Source organism: Streptomyces sp. NPDC046859, from assembly GCF_040645135.1.
Taxonomy (GTDB): domain Bacteria; phylum Actinomycetota; class Actinomycetes; order Streptomycetales; family Streptomycetaceae; genus Streptomyces.
In genome coordinates, this window is sequence record NZ_JBEYXR010000002.1 from 200,096 (window position 1) to 215,890 (window position 15,795).

13 protein-coding genes are annotated in these 15,795 nt (G+C 73.0%); 6 read left to right on the forward strand and 7 right to left on the reverse strand.

All coding sequences use genetic code 11. From position 1 onward, the window contains the following. Positions 1-60: 60 nt before the first annotated feature. On the forward strand, positions 61-1,494 hold the full coding sequence (locus tag ABZ899_RS03300; RefSeq protein ID WP_361340022.1) for a cytochrome P450: 1,434 nt from the start codon (positions 61-63) through the stop codon (positions 1,492-1,494). Between the two features lie 19 nt (positions 1,495-1,513). On the opposite strand, the gene ABZ899_RS03305 is transcribed toward ABZ899_RS03300, so the two are convergent. From ABZ899_RS03305 to ABZ899_RS03320, 4 genes are all read right to left on the reverse strand, one after another. Next, entirely contained in the window at positions 1,514-2,458 is a 945-nt protein-coding gene (locus ABZ899_RS03305; RefSeq protein WP_361340024.1) for an RluA family pseudouridine synthase, read from the reverse strand. Between the two features lie 21 nt (positions 2,459-2,479). Then, positions 2,480-3,418, reverse strand: a complete 939-nt coding sequence (locus ABZ899_RS03310; protein ID WP_361340027.1) for a pentalenene synthase — start codon at positions 3,416-3,418, stop codon at positions 2,480-2,482. A 685-nt stretch (positions 3,419-4,103) separates the two neighbouring features. Next, positions 4,104-4,949, reverse strand: a complete 846-nt coding sequence (locus ABZ899_RS03315; RefSeq protein ID WP_361340030.1) for a siderophore-interacting protein — start codon at positions 4,947-4,949, stop codon at positions 4,104-4,106. Between the two features lie 155 nt (positions 4,950-5,104). Continuing rightward, positions 5,105-6,010: a 5'-3' exonuclease gene (locus tag ABZ899_RS03320; RefSeq protein WP_361340555.1), complete on the reverse strand. Its 906-nt coding sequence runs from the start codon at positions 6,008-6,010 to the stop codon at positions 5,105-5,107. A gap of 208 nt (positions 6,011-6,218) precedes the next feature. On the opposite strand from ABZ899_RS03320, the gene ABZ899_RS03325 reads away from it, so the two are divergent. From ABZ899_RS03325 to ABZ899_RS03340, 4 genes are all read left to right on the forward strand, one after another. After that, entirely contained in the window at positions 6,219-7,295 is a 1,077-nt protein-coding gene (locus tag ABZ899_RS03325; protein WP_361340033.1) for a glycine betaine/L-proline ABC transporter ATP-binding protein, read from the forward strand. Then, complete coding sequence (locus tag ABZ899_RS03330) at positions 7,288-9,114, forward strand: ABC transporter permease/substrate binding protein (RefSeq protein ID WP_361340036.1); 1,827 nt, start codon at positions 7,288-7,290, stop codon at positions 9,112-9,114. The genes ABZ899_RS03325 and ABZ899_RS03330 overlap by 8 nt, the downstream gene beginning before the upstream one ends. A gap of 531 nt (positions 9,115-9,645) precedes the next feature. Continuing rightward, complete coding sequence (locus tag ABZ899_RS03335) at positions 9,646-10,215, forward strand: XRE family transcriptional regulator (protein ID WP_361340039.1); 570 nt, start codon at positions 9,646-9,648, stop codon at positions 10,213-10,215. Then, positions 10,215-10,934: a helical backbone metal receptor gene (locus ABZ899_RS03340; protein ID WP_361340041.1), complete on the forward strand. Its 720-nt coding sequence runs from the start codon at positions 10,215-10,217 to the stop codon at positions 10,932-10,934. Before ABZ899_RS03335 ends, ABZ899_RS03340 begins: the two co-directional genes overlap by 1 nt. On the opposite strand, the gene ABZ899_RS03345 is transcribed toward ABZ899_RS03340, so the two are convergent. Continuing rightward, complete coding sequence (locus ABZ899_RS03345) at positions 10,846-11,973, reverse strand: TDT family transporter (protein ID WP_361340043.1); 1,128 nt, start codon at positions 11,971-11,973, stop codon at positions 10,846-10,848. The genes ABZ899_RS03340 and ABZ899_RS03345 overlap by 89 nt on opposite strands. 70 nt (positions 11,974-12,043) lie before the next feature. Between ABZ899_RS03345 and ABZ899_RS03350 the strand changes: the two genes are divergently transcribed. Continuing rightward, positions 12,044-12,967 carry a LysR family transcriptional regulator gene (locus ABZ899_RS03350; RefSeq protein WP_361340046.1) on the forward strand — a complete coding sequence of 308 codons (924 nt, stop codon included), beginning with the start codon at positions 12,044-12,046 and terminating at the stop codon, positions 12,965-12,967. 590 nt (positions 12,968-13,557) lie between these two features. On the opposite strand, the gene ABZ899_RS03355 is transcribed toward ABZ899_RS03350, so the two are convergent. Beyond that, a complete protein-coding gene (locus ABZ899_RS03355; protein WP_361340558.1) occupies positions 13,558-14,229 on the reverse strand; it encodes a gamma-glutamyl-gamma-aminobutyrate hydrolase family protein in 672 nt (223 codons plus the stop codon). 33 nt (positions 14,230-14,262) lie between these two features. Then, positions 14,263-15,708: an ethanolamine permease gene (gene eat, locus ABZ899_RS03360; RefSeq protein WP_361340048.1), complete on the reverse strand. Its 1,446-nt coding sequence runs from the start codon at positions 15,706-15,708 to the stop codon at positions 14,263-14,265. Positions 15,709-15,795 lie beyond the last annotated feature (87 nt).

The window sequence follows — 15,795 nt, forward strand, 5'->3', positions numbered from 1 at the left end:
ACCGGACAACCTCGCTTCGGAGCGACCATCGTGACGTCTGAATCCCCTTTCCCGACCGGTATGGACGATCCCACGGCCACCCCGCCCCCGGGCTGCCCCGCACACGGCATCGGCCCCGGCGGGCTGCGGCGGCTGTACGGGCCCGAGGCGGAGGACCTGGGAGCCGTGTACGAGAAGCTCCGCGCCGAACACGGGCCCGTGGCCCCGGTGCTGCTCCACGACGACGTGCCCATCTGGGTGGTGCTCGGCCACGCGGAGAACCTCCACATGGTGCGCAGCCCCTCGCAGTTCTGCCGCGACACCCGGCTGTGGTCCGCCCTCCAGGACGGCACGGTCAAGCCCGACCACCCGATGATGCCGCACTTCGCCTGGCAGCCCATCTGCGTCCACGCCGAGGGCGACGAGCACCTGCGGCTGCGGGGCGCGGTCACCGGCGCCATCTCGAGCATCGACCACCGCGGGATCCGCCGGTACATCAACCGGGCCACGCAGCACCTGGTGAACCAGTTCTGCGAGGCCGGAAGCGCCGATCTGGTGAGCCGGTTCGCCGAGCACCTGCCGATGATGGTGATGTGCGAGATCCTCGGCATGCCCGACGAGTACAACGACCGGATCGTGCAGGCCGCCCGTGACATGCCCAAGGGCAGCGAGACCGCCATCGCCAGCAACGCGTATCTGATGGACGTCCTGATGCGGCTGACCGCCCGCCGGCGCGCCGAGCCGGCGGACGACTTCACCAGCCATCTGATCAGCCATCCGGCACGGCTCACCGACGACGAGGTCAGCCAGCACCTGCGGATCATCCTGGTCGCCGCCTACGAGGCGACCGCGAACCTGATCGCCAACGTGCTGCGGGTGGTGCTGACCGACCCGCGATTCCGGGCGCAGCTCAAGGGCGGGCAGATGACGGTCCCCGAGGCGGTCGAGCAGTCCCTCTGGGACGAGCCGCCGTTCAGCACCGTCCTGCCGTACGTCGCCAAACACGACACGGAGCTGGGCGGGGAGCACATCAGCAAGGGCGACGCCCTGATCATGGGGATCGCGCCGGGCAACGTCGACCCCCGGGTCCGGCCCGACCTCTCCGCCCATATGCAGGGCAACCGGTCCCATCTCGCCTTCGGCGGGGGCCCGCACGAATGCCCGGGGCAGGACATCGGCCGTGCGATCGCCGACGTCGGGGTGGACGCCCTGCTGACCCGGCTGCCGGATGTGCAGCTCGCCTGCCCCGAGGACGAGCTGCGCTGGTCGTCGTCCATCTCGAACCGGCATCTGGTGGAGCTGCCGGTGAAGTTCGCGCCCAAGCCGCAGCAGGACGTGATGGCCCGGCCCGCGCATCCGCTCGCCTCGCCGCGCGTCAGCACCTGGCAGGTCGGTACGCCGGAACGGCAGGCGAGGATCCCGGCGCCCGCCGCCACGGCACCCGCGGCGCCGCCCGAGCCGTCCGCCCGGCCCGGTCTGCTGCGGCGCTTCCTGCGCTGGTGGCGTGGCGAGTGACCCCCCGCGGGGCACCGGGTCAGGCGGCGGCCCAGGCGTCGTACGACGACCAGGACTCCAGGACACGCGAGCTGACGAACCGGTGCCGGCGCCCGGTGATCGGGTCGGTGAACTCCAGCGTCCGCGCGAGCAGTTGGAGCGGGCGCCGGAAGTCACCGGGCGCGACCGGGCCGGTCACCACCGGGTACAGCGGATCGCCCAGGATCGGCACCCCCAGGGCGTTCATGTGCACCCGCAGCTGATGCGTCTGGCCGGTGCGGGGGATGAGACGGTAGCGGGCGCGTGCGTCGCGGTGCTCCACCAGCTCGATGCGGCTGACCGCGTTGGGTTCGCCCGCCACCTCCCGGGCCGCCATCACCCCGCGCTCCTTCACGATGCGGCTGCGCACGGTGCGGGGCAGGTCCAGCCCGGGGCCGTACGGGGCCACCGCCTCGTACTCCTTCGCCACCTGCCGGTCGCGGAACAGCGACTGGTAGGCCCCGCGCTCCTCTGGCCGGACCGTGAACAGCACCAGTCCCGCCGTCAGACGGTCCAGCCGGTGCGCCGCGCCGAGCGTCGGTACGCCGAGGTCCCGCCGCAGCCGGGCGAGCGCCGTCTCGGCGACGTGGCTGCCGCGGGGTGTGGTGGCCAGGAAGTGCGGCTTGTCGGCGATCACCACGTGCTCGTCCCGGTGGACGACCTCGATCGGGAAGGGCACCTGCTCCTCGGCGGCGAGCTCCCGGTGGAACCAGACGTACATCCCGGGGGCGTACGCGGTGTCGCGTGCCACCGGGTGCCCGGCGGAGTCCACGATCCGTCCCGTGTCCAGCATGCCGTCGATGACGGCGGACCCGGCGGAGAGGCGCTCCACGAGATGGTCCCGAACGGTCGCCCAGCCGTCCGCGGCGGGCAGCCGCACGCGCATCGGATCCACCCCGTGGAGCTGCGGCAGGGGAGAGGGCGGGGGCGGCGTACGGCGTCTCATCGCCGCCCAGCCTACGAGAGGCTAGCGGGACACCGGAGCCAGGTTCGTGGGGTGGAGCTGACCCGACTCGTCCGGGCGCAGGGCGTTGGCCGTGAGGGGGGAGTAGCGGCCGTTGCTCCGGCTCCAGTCGTAGCTGCCGCGTATCCATGTGAGCATGGCCGTCGCATAACGGTGGAGCTTCTCGGACTGGGCGCCCGTGAGCCCGAGCCGGGAGGAGACCAACGGGATCGTCCGGGCCTGTTCGTGGAGCCGGGCGACCGAGGTCTGGACGAGGGCGACGGCCATCGGGATGGCCTCCTGCCGGGAGCAGTCGCGCTGCCGCATCAGGCAGTGCACGAGGTTCGGGTCCCCGCGCGCGTCGTCGTTCTCCAGGGACATGATCTCGTTGATGAGCTTGACGGCCTCGACGGCGGCCCGGCGCATCGCGTCCAGGTGGCTGCTGTGCCAGACGAGCGGCGGAATCTCGAAGTGCCCGAGCCGCTCGGCGAGGTCCAGCGAGGGAATCAGTCCCAGGGTGCGGTGTCCTATCCGCATCCGGGTGGCGAAGTCCTGGGGGACCCAGGTGCGCCGGTCGATCTCCTCGGTCAGGTTGCCGACCAGGTAGTCGACCCAGTTGTGGGCGGCCCGCAGCCGCCATTCCTCGGACATGCCCGCCCGGGTGCGGCGCCAGATGTCCGTGAAGGCGGTCACGAGGGGCGGCTCACTGTCGGGGCGCGGCCGCGTACCACCGCTGAGGAGCGCGATGAGCTGCTGGCAGACGTCGACGGCCTCGTCGGCCTCGCATCCCTCAGGTACGTCGAAGAGGTCGTCGAACAGGAAGAACCAGCCCATCGTGTCGAAGGCCAGGTCGAGGTCCTCGCCGACGGCATCCGGGTAGCTGTAGGCGGCCAGGTCCGCCACCGCCGAGAACAGGTAGCGGCGGGCGGCGATGTGGCCCACCACGAGTCCATGGCGGCGCATCCACTCCAGATGTCGGTCCCTGGCGGCTGTCAGACCGGGATTCATCCGGGACGGAATGGGTAAGTTTATGGCGACGTTCTGGGGCATGAGCCTCTCCCGGAATCAGAGGTCCGCGGACAAGGTCGGTTCCTCCGCGCGGGCGGCCGGCCCACGACCCCCGAGCACCGTCGCGGGACGGAGCCCAGGGCGACCAAGCGGGAACAGAGCCCTTCACGAAGCCCTCCGAGTGGCGGAGTCGACCAAGTCCAGGAACTACGCGCTGTGCTTCCCTATGCTGCTGCCGCGGTATGGCTGACTCGTGCACGGATGAGGCTCGCTGACGGAACCGGCCGAGTGGGGCATCGTCGATCGCGCGCCGTGTGGTGCCGTCAGTCAAGACCTCCGAGGCGACCGCCGGACGGTACAGGTGATCGGTGGTCACCACGCCACGACCGCGGCGTCGGCGACGCGGTCGTGGATCACCTACACCTTCCTTCGCCACCGTGCGTTTCGTCAACTGTTCAAACTGGTGGAGCTGTTCTCCGGATTCACGGGAACCCTGCTTCGCACCATGCGACGGTTTCCGGCCGCCGAACAGGGCGTGCGCTCCGGCGCATGGGACGTGTCCGCCGTCCGACGTGCGCGCTGCCGCCCGCCGGTGCCGTCGGCTCGTCCGGCACCGGGGAAGGAAGAGAGGGCCGCCGGGCTACGCCGCCGGCGTCGCCCCCTCCTGTTCGGCCTCGATCCGCGCGTTCCAGTCCCGCTTCGACGCCTGCCAGCCGTCCTCGTTGTGGCCGAGGCGCCAGTAGCCGGAGATCGACAGAGCCTCGCGCGGGACGCCCCGCTCCACGCGGAGCAGGTGGCGCAGTTCCTTGACGAAGTGGGCCTCGCCGTGGACGAAGGCGTGGAGGCGGCCCTCGGGGAAGGTGAAGGAGCGCACGGCGTCGAGCAGGGCCTCGCCGACCGGGCGGGAGCCGCGGTGCAGCCAGACGACGTCGATGTCCGAATCGATCTTCTGCTCCTCCTCGGGGCCGGCGACCTCCACGAAGGCGTACGCGGCGGCGCCGGCGGGCAGCGACTCCAGGGAGCGGGCGATGGCGGGCAGGGCGCTCTCGTCGCCGGCGAGCAGATGCCAGTCGGCCTCGGGGTCGGGGGCGTAGGCGCCGCCGGGGCCCAGGAACCGCACCGTCTCACCGGGCTGGGTGCGCATCGCCCAGGGGCCCGCCAGGCCCTCGTCGCCATGGATGACGAAGTCCAGCGTCAGCTCACGGTGTTCGGGGTCCCAGGCCCGCACGGTGTACGTCCGGGTGACCGGCCACTGCTCGCGCGGAAGCTCCTCGCGGATGCGCTCCAGGTCGAAGGGCTCGGGGTAGCTCACGTCCTCCGGGGAGAAGAGGATCTTCACATAGTGGTCCGTGCAGGTGTCCGCCGAGAAGTCGGCGAGGCCCTCGCCTCCGAGCACCACGCGCTGCATGTGCGGGGACAGCCGTTCGGTACGGACGACCTGCGCGGAGCGGACCTTCCGCGGCTTGCGGGCAGGGCGTTCAGCCATGACGGCCTCCCTCTCATGAGCTTAGGTTTACCTAAGTTAGCACCTCGATCGGGTCGTGCGGGGTACATGGGCCGTCTCGTACGGCCGTGCACGGCGTAGTGCGGGCCGACTGCCCCGTCGCGGCCGTCCCCATGCGTCCGGGGCGGCCGCGCCCGTCACTCGGCCAGCGTCGTGAGCAGCCGCTGCAGCGAGCCGCCGAGCCCCCAGCGCGCCGCCAGCGCCTCCAGCGCCTCCGCGTCGCGCGGGGCGCGCGGCAGGGCCACCTCGACGTCCGGCAACGGGACGTCGGCCGCGACCCGCACCACGGTCGGCGCGACCGCCACATAGGGCCGGGACTCGTCCAGCCGCCTGCGCTGCGAGGGCGTCAGCTTCGCCTTCGGGTCGTCGACCGCCGCCATGATCCCGGCCAGGTCGCCGAACTCCGCGAGCAGCTTCGCCGCCGTCTTCTCACCGATCCCCGGCACCCCCGGCAGGCCGTCGCTCGGGTCGCCCCGCAGCAGCGCCAGGTCCGCGTACCCCCGGCCGTCGACGCCGTACTTCTCGCGCAGCCACGCCTCGTCGGTGAGCTGCAGGGTGCCGACGCCCTTCAGCGGGTACAGCACGCGGACGCCGCGCGCGTCGTCCACCAGCTGGTACAGGTCGCGGTCGCCGGTGACGATGTCGACCGGGCCCTTCGCGCGCGCGGTGAACGTGCCGATCACGTCGTCCGCCTCGTACCCCTCGACGCCGACGCGGGCGATGCCGAGCGCGTCCAGGACCGCCTCGATCACCGGCACCTGCGGCGACAGCGTGTCGGGGACCTCCTCCTCGTCGGGGCCCGCCTCGTGCTCCTCGGCGACGCGGTGCGCCTTGTAGGAGGGGATCAGGTCGACCCGCCACTGCGGCCGCCAGTCGGCGTCCATGCAGGCCACCAGCTCGTCCGGGTGATGGTCCTTGACGAGGCGGTCGATGAAGTCGAGGAGCCCGCGCACGGCGTTCACCGGGGTGCCGTCGGGGGCCTTCACGGAGTCCGGGACGCCGAAGTAGGCGCGGAAGTACAGCGAGGCGGTGTCGAGGAGCATCAGTCGTCCGGTCACGCACGCATCATGCCGCACGGCACCGACAGCGGCCCGCGCGTGAGCGTCCGGGCACGCTGTGTGGCAATCCTGTGGGCTGGGCCACTTGTGCGTTTGTGGTCATGGAACCAGGGCAGGGGCGGCCTCGGGATGCTCCCTGCGCAACTGTTGCGCAGGCCGCTCCGTCCACCCGCCGTCGAGACAAGAGGTACCCGTGTCATCCAGGCTTGAGGCCGACCATCTGTTCAAGGTGTTCGGCAGACGACCGGACCAGGCCGTCGAACGGCTCCGCCAGGGATCCGACCGTGAGGAGCTGCGCGCCGACGGCACCACCGCCGCCGTGATCGACGCCTCCTTCACCGTCGAACCCGGCCAGATCTTCGTCGTCATGGGCCTGTCCGGCTCCGGCAAGTCCACCTTGCTGCGCATGCTGAACGGCCTGCTGGAGCCGACCGCGGGCCACGTCCGCTTCGACGGGCAGGACCTGACGGCGCTCGGCGACCGCGAGCTGCGCGACGTCCGCGCCCACAAGATCAGCATGGTCTTCCAGCACTTCGCTCTCTTCCCGCACCGCAGCGTCCTGGAGAACGCCGCCTACGGCCTGGCCGTGCAGGGGGTACCCCGCGCCGAGCGGGAGAAACGCGCCGCCGAGGCACTGCGGCTGTGCGGCCTGGGCGGCTGGGAGAAGTCCTGGCCCGACGAGCTGTCCGGCGGCATGCAGCAGCGCGTGGGCCTCGCCCGCGCCCTCGCCACCGACGCCGACCTGCTGCTCATGGACGAGTCGTTCAGCGCGCTCGACCCGCTGATCCGCCGTGACATGCAGGACCAGCTCCTCCAGCTCCAGAAGACCCTGAAGAAGACCATCGTCTTCATCACCCACGACCTCAACGAGGCCATGCGGCTCGGCGACCGCATCGCCGTCATGCGCGACGGGCGCATCGTGCAGACCGGCACCGCCGAGGACATCCTGCTGCGCCCCGCGAACGACTACGTCGCCTCCTTCATCCAGGACGTCGACCGCTCCCGCGTGCTCACCGCGAGCGCGCTCATGGACACCGCCGTCACCGCGGACACCCCGCTGTGCGCGTGCGAGACCGCGACCCCCGACACGACGTTCGCCGAGCTGTGCGCCATCAGCACCCGGCTCACGCACCGCGTCTCGGTCGTGGACGAGTCGGGCCGGGTCGTCGGCGTCGTACCGCGCCGCCGGCTCATCGGCTTCCTCGGCGACGAGAGCGCCGATCCCTCCCCCTGCGACCACCCCGAGGGGAAGGTGACCGCCCGTGCCTAGGCTGCGTCTCGGCGACTGGGTCGACTCCGGTGTCGACTGGCTCGTCGCCCACATGGGCTGGCTCTTCGACGCCGTCAAGGCCGTCGTGGAAGGCATGTACGACGGTGTGAACACCGTCCTGACCGCACCCGAACCCCTGCTCCTCGCGGGCATCCTCGCCGTGCTGGCCTGGTGGCTGCGCGGACTGGTCGCGGGCGTCCTCGCCTTCGCCGGATTCGCCCTGATCGACTCGCTCGACCTGTGGGACCGGGCGATGTCCACGCTGGCCCTGGTCCTGGTCGCGACCGTCATCGCCCTGGTGATCTCGGTCCCGCTGGGCATCTGGGCGGCCCGCTCCAGGACGGTCGGCGCGGTGCTGCGGCCCGTCATGGACCTGCTCCAGACGATGCCGTCGATGGTGCTGCTCATCCCGGCCATCCTGTTCTTCGGGCTGGGCACCGCCGCCGGTGTCATCGCCACCCTGATCTTCGCGCTCGCCCCCGGCGTCCGCATGACCGAGCTGGGCATCCGGCAGGTCGACGGCGAACTGGTGGAGGCCGCCGAGGCCTTCGGCACCACGCCCCGCGACACCCTGCTGCGCGTCCAGCTCCCGCTGGCCCTGCCGACGATCATGGCGGGCGTCAACCAGGTCATCATGCTGAGCCTGTCGATGGTCGTCATCGCCGGCATGGTCGGCACCGGCGGCCTGGGCGGCGCGGTCAACGAGGCCATCGGCCAGCTCGACATCGGGTTCGGCTTCGAGGCGGGCGTCGGCATCGTCGTCCTCGCCATCTACCTCGACCGCGTCACCGGCGCCCTCGGCACGCAGATCTCCCCGCTCGGCCGCCGCAGCGCCGCCAAGGCCCGCGTGACCGGCACCCGAATGGCCTGGAACCACCGGCCGCGCCCGGTCGTCGCGGTGGCCGGCGTCGCCGTGCTGGCCCTCGTCGCGGGCGGCATGGGCGTCTTCCGCCCCTCCTCCGGCACCACCGAGGCGTCCGCCACGAACATCGGTGAGGGCCGGCAGATCAAGCTCGGCTACATCCCCTGGGACGAGGGCATCGCCTCCACGTTCCTGTGGAAGGAGCTGCTGGAGCGGCGCGGCTTCGACGTCACGACCACCCAGTACGCCGCCGGGCCGCTCTACACCGGCCTCGCCACCGGGCAGATCGACTTCCAGACCGACTCCTGGCTGCCCGTCACGCACGAGGAGTACTGGAAGAAGTACGGCGACAAGCTCGACGACCTCGGCTCCTGGTACGGCCCCACCTCGCTGGAGCTCTCCGTCCCCTCGTACATGAAGGACGTGAACTCGCTCGAGGACCTGAAGGACAAGTCCGCCGACCTCAAGGGCAAGATCGTCGGCATCGAGCCGAGCGCCGGGATGATGGGCCTGCTCAAGGACAAGGTCCTCAAGGAGTACGGCCTGGAGGGCTCGTACGACGTCGTGGACGGCTCCACGCCCGCGATGCTCGCCGAGCTCAAGCGGGCGTACGCCAAGAAGGAGCCCATCGTCGTCACGCTCTGGTCGCCGCACTGGGCGTACAGCGACTACGACCTGAAGAAGCTCAAGGACCCCAAGGGCGCCTGGGGCACGGGCGACGAGGTGCACACCCTCTCCCGCGACGGCTTCGCCGAGGACAACCCCGAGGTCGGCGCGTGGCTGAAGGACTTCTCCATGACGGAGAAGCAGCTCACCGGTCTGGAGTCGGAGATCACCAGGGCCGGCAAGGGCAAGGAGCAGGACGCCGTGCGCGCCTGGCTGGACCGCGACCCCGGGCTGGTCGACAAGTGGGCCCCGGTCGCCGGATCGGAGCACAAGAGCCAGGCGGCCGGGTGACCTGACGGACCCGACCGCCGCCCCCGAGGGGCGGGTCACGCCGTACGTTCTTCCCCTTCGTACCGCGCGCCCGCCCCTCGGGGTTTTCCGTCTCCGGGGCGGCACCACCCCTACGAAAAGGATCCGGCCAACCACGCAGGGCGACCTTCCCCGCCCGACCGGGGTCCCCGAACGCCGCTGCCCCGGGCCGGTTTCACCGCTGGGCGCGCGGCTGCGCCCGGCCCCGGGAGCTGGGCCGTCGGTCCCCGGCGCCGAGGGAACACGGGGGGCGGCAGGCGCATTGAACAAGGCAGCGGGTCATGTCCGCCGGGGCGGTGGCCGGGGCGCGCGTCCCGGCCCGTGACGCGTCCGGCGGCCGGTGGTCCTGGCGCGATCCGGCGGGTCGCGCTCCCCCCGATGTGCCGTCGATGCGACGGGCGCATGAAACGGTTTGCCGAACATGCGTAGGGTGCAGAGAACCCAACGAAAGGTGCGCGCCGGACGGCCGGCGCGAGGTGGACGGACCGGCGAGCGAAGGAGGGAGCCGAAGCGATGGGCGACCACAAAGAGCAGCCCCTCCGGGTGGGCGCGGCGGTGCGCCGGCGCCGTCGTGCCCTGAACCTGACGCTCGCCGTCGTGGCCGGGCGCAGCGGCCTGTCCGTGCCCTTCCTGAGCCAGGTCGAGAACGACCGGGCGCGCCCCAGCCAGAGTTCCCTGGAGAAGGTCGCCGACGCGCTGCGCACGACCGCCGTGGAACTCCTCGCCGCCGCCGACCCGGCGTGCAGCGTCGACGTCGTCCGCGCCGACACCACCGACCCGGCACCGGAGCCGCGCACCCGGTCGCTGGTGCGCGGTCACCACCAGATGCACGCCTCCGAGTACACCGGCGACCACGATGCCGGGCGGGAACTGCAGCACCGCAACGACCAGTTGATGTACGTCGCCGACGGTGCCGTGGAGATCGAGGCCGAGGGCCGCGCCTACCGCCTGGGCCGCGGCGACACCCTGTATCTGACCGGCGGGGTGCGCCACCGGTGGCGGGCGACCGTGCCGGAGACCCGGATCGTCGTCGTCGCCGTGGCCGAGCACATCGAGGCGGTCCGGGACCGGCCGCGCCGCTGATGCGCGTCGTCTCCCTGGTGCCGTCGCTGACGGAGGCCGTCGACGTGTCGGCGCCCGGCCTCCTCGTCGGCGCCACCGACTGGTGCACCCACCCCCACGGCCTGGACGTCACCCGGGTCGGCGGCACCAAGAACCCCGCGCTCGACCGGATCACCGCCCTCGAGCCCGACCTGGTGGTCGCCAACGAGGAGGAGAACCGCGCCGCCGACCTCGACGCGCTGCGCGCCGCGGGCGTCGGTGTCCTGCTGACCGAGGTGCGGGACGTACCCGCGTCCTTCCGTGAGCTGGCGCGGGTGCTGGACGCGTGCGGGGTGCGGACGCGCCCGCGGTGGCTGGACGAGGCGGAGGCCGCCTGGGCGGCCCCGTGCGGGCTCCCGCGCCGGGTGACGGCCGTCGTGCCGGTGTGGCGGCGGCCCTGGATGGTGCTGGGCCGCGACACCTTCGCGGGGGACGTCCTCGCCCGCCTCGGCGTGGACCACCGGTACGCCGGCCATCCGGAGCGTTACCCGCGCGTCCCGCTGGACGACCTGCGCGCGGCGGCCCCCGACGTGGTCGTCCTCCCGGACGAGCCGTACCGCTTCACGGCCGGCGACGGGCCCGAGGCGTTCGCCCCGGTGCCCTGCGCACTCGTCAGCGGACGGCACCTGACGTGGTACGGACCGTCACTGGCCGAGGCGCCACGGGTGCTGGCCGGGGCGCTGCGAGGAGCGCTCCGCTGAGCAGCCCGCGCGCGGTGCGCACGGAGGCGACGGCCCAGGCGGCGACCAGCAGGCCGTACAGGCCCACGGCGAGCCCGTCGTAGACGAACAGCCCGGTGTGCCGGGCGAGCGCCGCCGCGCCGGTGACACAGGTGCCGACCGGGAAGGTGAACGCCCACCAGGTCATCGCGAAGCCCATGCCGTGCTGCCGGGCCCGGACGACGTGCGCGGCGGCCAGCCCCAGCCACAGCAGCGCGAAACCCGTCACGGGCACGCCGTAGAGCACGGCGAGCACACCGAAGCCGTCGGCGTACGGGGCGGGCAACGCGCCCGGGGCGGCGTCCGCGAACGCGCCGACGGCGGTCGTGGACTGCCCGAGCGGCCCCAGCACCAGGAACAGCGACGGCGTCGACGCGAGCGGCAGCGGACCCCCGGTGATCAGCCGGGCGAAGACGAGCGGCAGCATCAGCGCGGTGGCGAGCAGACTCAGTCCGAACAACGCCACGCAGCCCAGCAGCAGCGTCCGGCGCAGCTGACCCGGCGGCAGATGCGGCACGAGGAGCGGACCGGTCGCCGCGGCCACCATGGGCGCGACCAGCGGCAGCAGCCACACGGGCGTCGCCTGGGCCGCCTCGGCCCGGTGCCGTACCGCCATCAGGTACGGGACGGCGACGGCCGCCGCCAGCCCGGTCGCCGTACCGGCGGTGAACAGCACGGCGTCCAGGCCGAGCGCGGCCCGGTCGCCGATCCACACGCGGCCGGCGGTGAGGGCCCCGCCGCCGACGGCGAGCAGGGCCATCGACAGGCAGCCGTAGAACGGGGCCACCGCCGGGTCGAGGAGATGGGCACGGGCCTGGTCGCGGTGGTGGGCCCAGTGCAGGGCGCGGGCCGAAAGCAGGGCGAGGAGCAGCAGCAGCGACAGCGCCCAGACGGCCGCGCAGACGGTGCGCAGGCCCGGGACGCGGGGCACGGGCAGCGCCGCGCCCGCGGTGGCGACGGCGGCGGTGCCCATGACGGCGGCGTACCAGTGGGGTCCGAGGTGACGGACGGCGGTGACCATGGCCTCAGCGTCGGGGTGTTCCGCCCGGCCCACCAGGGAGCCTCTCCCTATGGCGACATAAACTGACCTTATGAGCGAGCAGCCGGGGGAGACGTACCGTGCCGGGTCCGTGGCGCACCGCGTCCCCGATCTGGGCGCGATGGAACTCCTGCTGGCGGTCGCGCGGCTGGGCAGTCTGGGCGGGGCGGCGCGGGAGCTGGGCATCACGCAGCCGGCGGCGAGCAGCCGGATCCGCTCCATGGAACGCCAGTTGGGGGTCGCGCTCGTGGACCGGTCGCCGCGCGGCTCACGGCTGACCGACGCCGGGGCGCTGGTGACGGACTGGGCGCGGCGGGTCGTGGAGGCGGCGGAGGCGTTCGACGCCGGGGCACAGGCCCTGCGCGTACGGCGGGACTCGCGGCTGCGGGTCGCGGCGAGCATGACCATCGCCGAGTACCTGCTGCCGGGGTGGCTGCTCGCCCTGCGCGCCCAGCGGCCGGACACCGCGGTGTCCCTGCACGCCGGGAACTCGGCGGCCGTGGCGGAGCGGCTCCTGGCCGACGAGGCGGACCTCGGGTTCGTCGAGGGGCTGACCGTGCCGACCGGGCTGGACTCGGTCGTCATCGCCCACGACAACCTGATCGTGGTCACCGCGCCGGGACACGCCTGGTCGCGGCGGCGCAGGCCGCTGGACGCGGCGGAGCTCGGGGCGACCCCGCTGATCCTGCGGGAGAAGGGCTCGGGCACCCGGCAGGTCCTGGACGCGGCACTGGGCGGACTGGCCCGGCCGCTGATCGAACTGTCCTCGACGACGGCGGTCAAGGCGGCCGCCGTCAGCGGAGCCGGCCCCGCGGTCCTCAGCGAACTCGCGGTGGGGGAGGAACTGGCCATGCGCCGTCTGGTCGGCATCCCCCTGTCCGGCGTCTCCCTGGCCCGTGACCTGCGAGCGGTCTGGCCGACGGGCCACCGTCCGGTCGGCCCGGCACGGGACCTGCTGTCGCTGACGCGGGGGTGAGGGGGCTCCGTCCAGGGGCGGTGCTGTCGTTGACGCGGGGGTGGAGGGGCTTCGTCCAGGGGACGTGCTGTCGTTGACGCGGGGGTGGAGGGGCTTCGTCCAGGGGACGTGCTGTCGTTGACGCGGGGGTGGAGGGGCTTCGTCCAGGGGCGGTGCTGTCGTTGACGCGGGGGTGGAGGGGCTTCGTCCAGGGGACGTGCTGTCGCTGACGCGGGGGTGGAGGGGCTTCGTCCAGGGGACGTGCTGTCGCTGACGCGGGGGTGGAGGGGGTTCCGCCCGCGGGACCGGCCGCTCGCGGCTTGCGGCCGGCGCGGGGCGCGGCCCCCGGATCCGCCGGATCGATCATCCGCCGCCCGCACCCGCGGGAGCCTTCGGCCCGTGGCCGGCGGCGCCCGAGTACGCCGGAGAACGCCTTCCGTCGGCGGGACGGGCGGCTGCCGTCGGCTCGGCGGGGACGGCCCGCCGCGACCGGCGCGGCGCCGAGGAGGTCGACCACGCCCTGCCGGGCGGCCGAAGGGCGCCGGTGCCGCCGCCCGGGACCGGGCGCGCAGGTGGGGCAGGCGCCGGATCGCCGGCCCGCGACCCGCGCATCAGCCGCCCGCCGCCTCCACCAGCGCCCGCATGACCCGCACGTCGTCGCCCATCTCCGGGTGCCACTGCACGCCCAGGACCCAGCCGGCGGTGGGGAGTTCCACCGCCTCCACCGTGCCGTCGGCCGCGTGGGCCGAGGGGACCAGGCCCTCGCCGAGGCGGTCGACGGCCTGGTGGTGGTAGGTCGGTACGGTCGTCTCCTCCGGGACGGCGGCGGCGTACAGGGTGCCCGGCACCGGCTTGACGGGGTGGCCGCCGAAGACGCCCACGACCTCCGCGTGCCCGTCCAGGTGCTGGACGAGCGTCCCGCCGAGGGCGACGTTCAGCAGCTGCATGCCCCGGCAGATCCCGAGCAGCGGGATCCCCGCCGCCAGCGCCGCGTCGATCAGGGCCAGCTCCCAGACGTCGCGGTCCGGCGCCGGCGGGCCCGTGCGGGGGTCGCGCTCGGCGCCGTAGCGGACCGGATCGACGTCCGGGCCGCCCGCGACGACCAGCCCGTCCAGCCGGGCCACGGCGGCCGCCGCGTGCTCGGGGTCGTCCGGCGGCAGCATCGCGGCCAGGCCGCCCGCCCGCTGCACCAGCCGCGGGTAGCCCACCGGCAGCAGGGCCGCCTCCAGCTCCCACACGCCCCAGCGCGCCCCGACCTCCATATAGGTGCTGACCCCGATCAACGGCCTGCTCACGACCGCTCCTTCCCGCTGTGCTCAGTCCCGTGTCAACTCTGCCTCGGCCGCCGCCAGCGCCGCGAACTCCTCCTCCGGTGCCTTCGCCACCAGGTGCTTGCGGCTGTACAGCCCGAAGTAGGCCACGGCCACGGCGTACACCGCGACCGCGATGAGCGCGGCCGTCACGTCCACCAGGAACGTCGCCACCAGCGCCGCGCACGCCAGCACCAGCGCGACGGAAGAGGTCACCACCCCGCCCGGCGTCCGGTACGGCCGCGGCAGCCCGGGCTCGCGGCGGCGCAGCACGATGTGCGACAGGGACATCAGCGCGTAGGAGATCGTCGCGCCGAAGACGGCGATGTTCAGCATCCTGGCGCCGTTGCCGGACGCCGCCGCCAGCAGGAAGCCGATGCTGCCGGGCACGAGCAGGCCCAGGTAGGGCGCCTTGCGGCGGCTGGTGAGGGACAGGAAGCGGGGCAGGTAGCCGGCGCGGGACAGCGCGAACAGCTGCCGGGAGCCCGCGTAGATCAGGGAGAAGAAGGAGGCCACCAGCCCGGCCAGGCCCGCGTAGTTGACGATCCGGCTCAGCGTGGTCGCCTCGCCGTCCGGCTGGAGGGCCTCGACGAGCGGGTTGCCCGCGCCCTGGATCGCGGACGAGCCGCGCGCCCCCGCCGCCGCGAAGAAGGTCACCACGGCCAGGACCACCAGCACGCCCATCGACCAGCGGATGGCCCGCGGCAGCGTCCGGGCCGGCTCCTTGGTCTCCTCCGCGGCCAGCGGCACGCCCTCGACGCCCAGGAAGAACCACATGCCGAAGGGGAACGCCGCCCAGATCCCGAGCAGACCGAACGGCAGCCACGAACTCGACCCGGCGGCCGACGGGTCCACCGGGATGTCGTCCAGCGCGCCGAACGAGAACTCGGGCAGCGCCGACAGGGCGAACACGACCAGGGCCGCGACCGCGATGCCGGTGACGACGAAGCTGAACCGCAGCGCCTCGCCCACGCCCCACAGATGGATGCCGAGGAAGATCGCGAAGCACACCAGGTACAGCGGCCAGCCCGACTCCAGACCGAACAGGCCGAGCGACTCGACGTAGTCGCCGATGAAGATGACGATGGCGGCGGGCGCGAGCACGTACTCGATGAGGATGGCCGTACCGGTGAGGAAGCCGCCCCAGGGGCCGAGCGCCCGGCGGGCGAAGCCGTAGCCGCCGCCGGCCGTCGGCAGGATCGAGGACAGCTCGGCGAGCGCGAAGACCATGCATGCGTACATCGCGCCCATGAGCACCATGGCGATCGCCAGGCCGCCGAAGCCGCCCTCGGCCAGGCCGAAGTTCCAGCCGGAGTAGTCGCCGGAGACCACGTAGGCGACGCCGAGACCGGTCAGCAGCACCCAGCCGGCGCTGCCGCGGCGCAGCGCTCTGCGGCTGAGATAGTCGTCCGCCTCCGCGGCGGACGGGGTGTCGGTGGATTCCTGGGACATGTGCGGACTCCCCACGGGGCGACGGGCACGGACTGTTCCGGGCACGGTGGGGTCGACGACCGGGCTCCGGCGCAATGGAATGGATGC

What these genes read in the sequence shown, in the direction of transcription:
- ABZ899_RS03300 (WP_361340022.1), top strand. Translation starts at nt 61, where the DNA reads ATGGACGATCCCACGGCCACCCCGCCCCCGGGCTGCCCCGCACACGGC.
- ABZ899_RS03305 (WP_361340024.1), bottom strand. Translation starts at nt 2,458, where the DNA reads ATGAGACGCCGTACGCCGCCCCCGCCCTCTCCCCTGCCGCAGCTCCAC.
- ABZ899_RS03310 (WP_361340027.1), bottom strand. Translation starts at nt 3,418, where the DNA reads ATGCGCCGCCATGGACTCGTGGTGGGCCACATCGCCGCCCGCCGCTAC.
- ABZ899_RS03315 (WP_361340030.1), bottom strand. Translation starts at nt 4,949, where the DNA reads ATGGCTGAACGCCCTGCCCGCAAGCCGCGGAAGGTCCGCTCCGCGCAG.
- ABZ899_RS03320 (WP_361340555.1), bottom strand. Translation starts at nt 6,010, where the DNA reads ATGCTCCTCGACACCGCCTCGCTGTACTTCCGCGCCTACTTCGGCGTC.
- ABZ899_RS03335 (WP_361340039.1), top strand. Translation starts at nt 9,646, where the DNA reads ATGGGCGACCACAAAGAGCAGCCCCTCCGGGTGGGCGCGGCGGTGCGC.
- ABZ899_RS03340 (WP_361340041.1), top strand. Translation starts at nt 10,215, where the DNA reads ATGCGCGTCGTCTCCCTGGTGCCGTCGCTGACGGAGGCCGTCGACGTG.
- ABZ899_RS03345 (WP_361340043.1), bottom strand. Translation starts at nt 11,973, where the DNA reads ATGGTCACCGCCGTCCGTCACCTCGGACCCCACTGGTACGCCGCCGTC.
- ABZ899_RS03350 (WP_361340046.1), top strand. Translation starts at nt 12,044, where the DNA reads ATGAGCGAGCAGCCGGGGGAGACGTACCGTGCCGGGTCCGTGGCGCAC.
- eat (WP_361340048.1), bottom strand. Translation starts at nt 15,708, where the DNA reads ATGTCCCAGGAATCCACCGACACCCCGTCCGCCGCGGAGGCGGACGAC.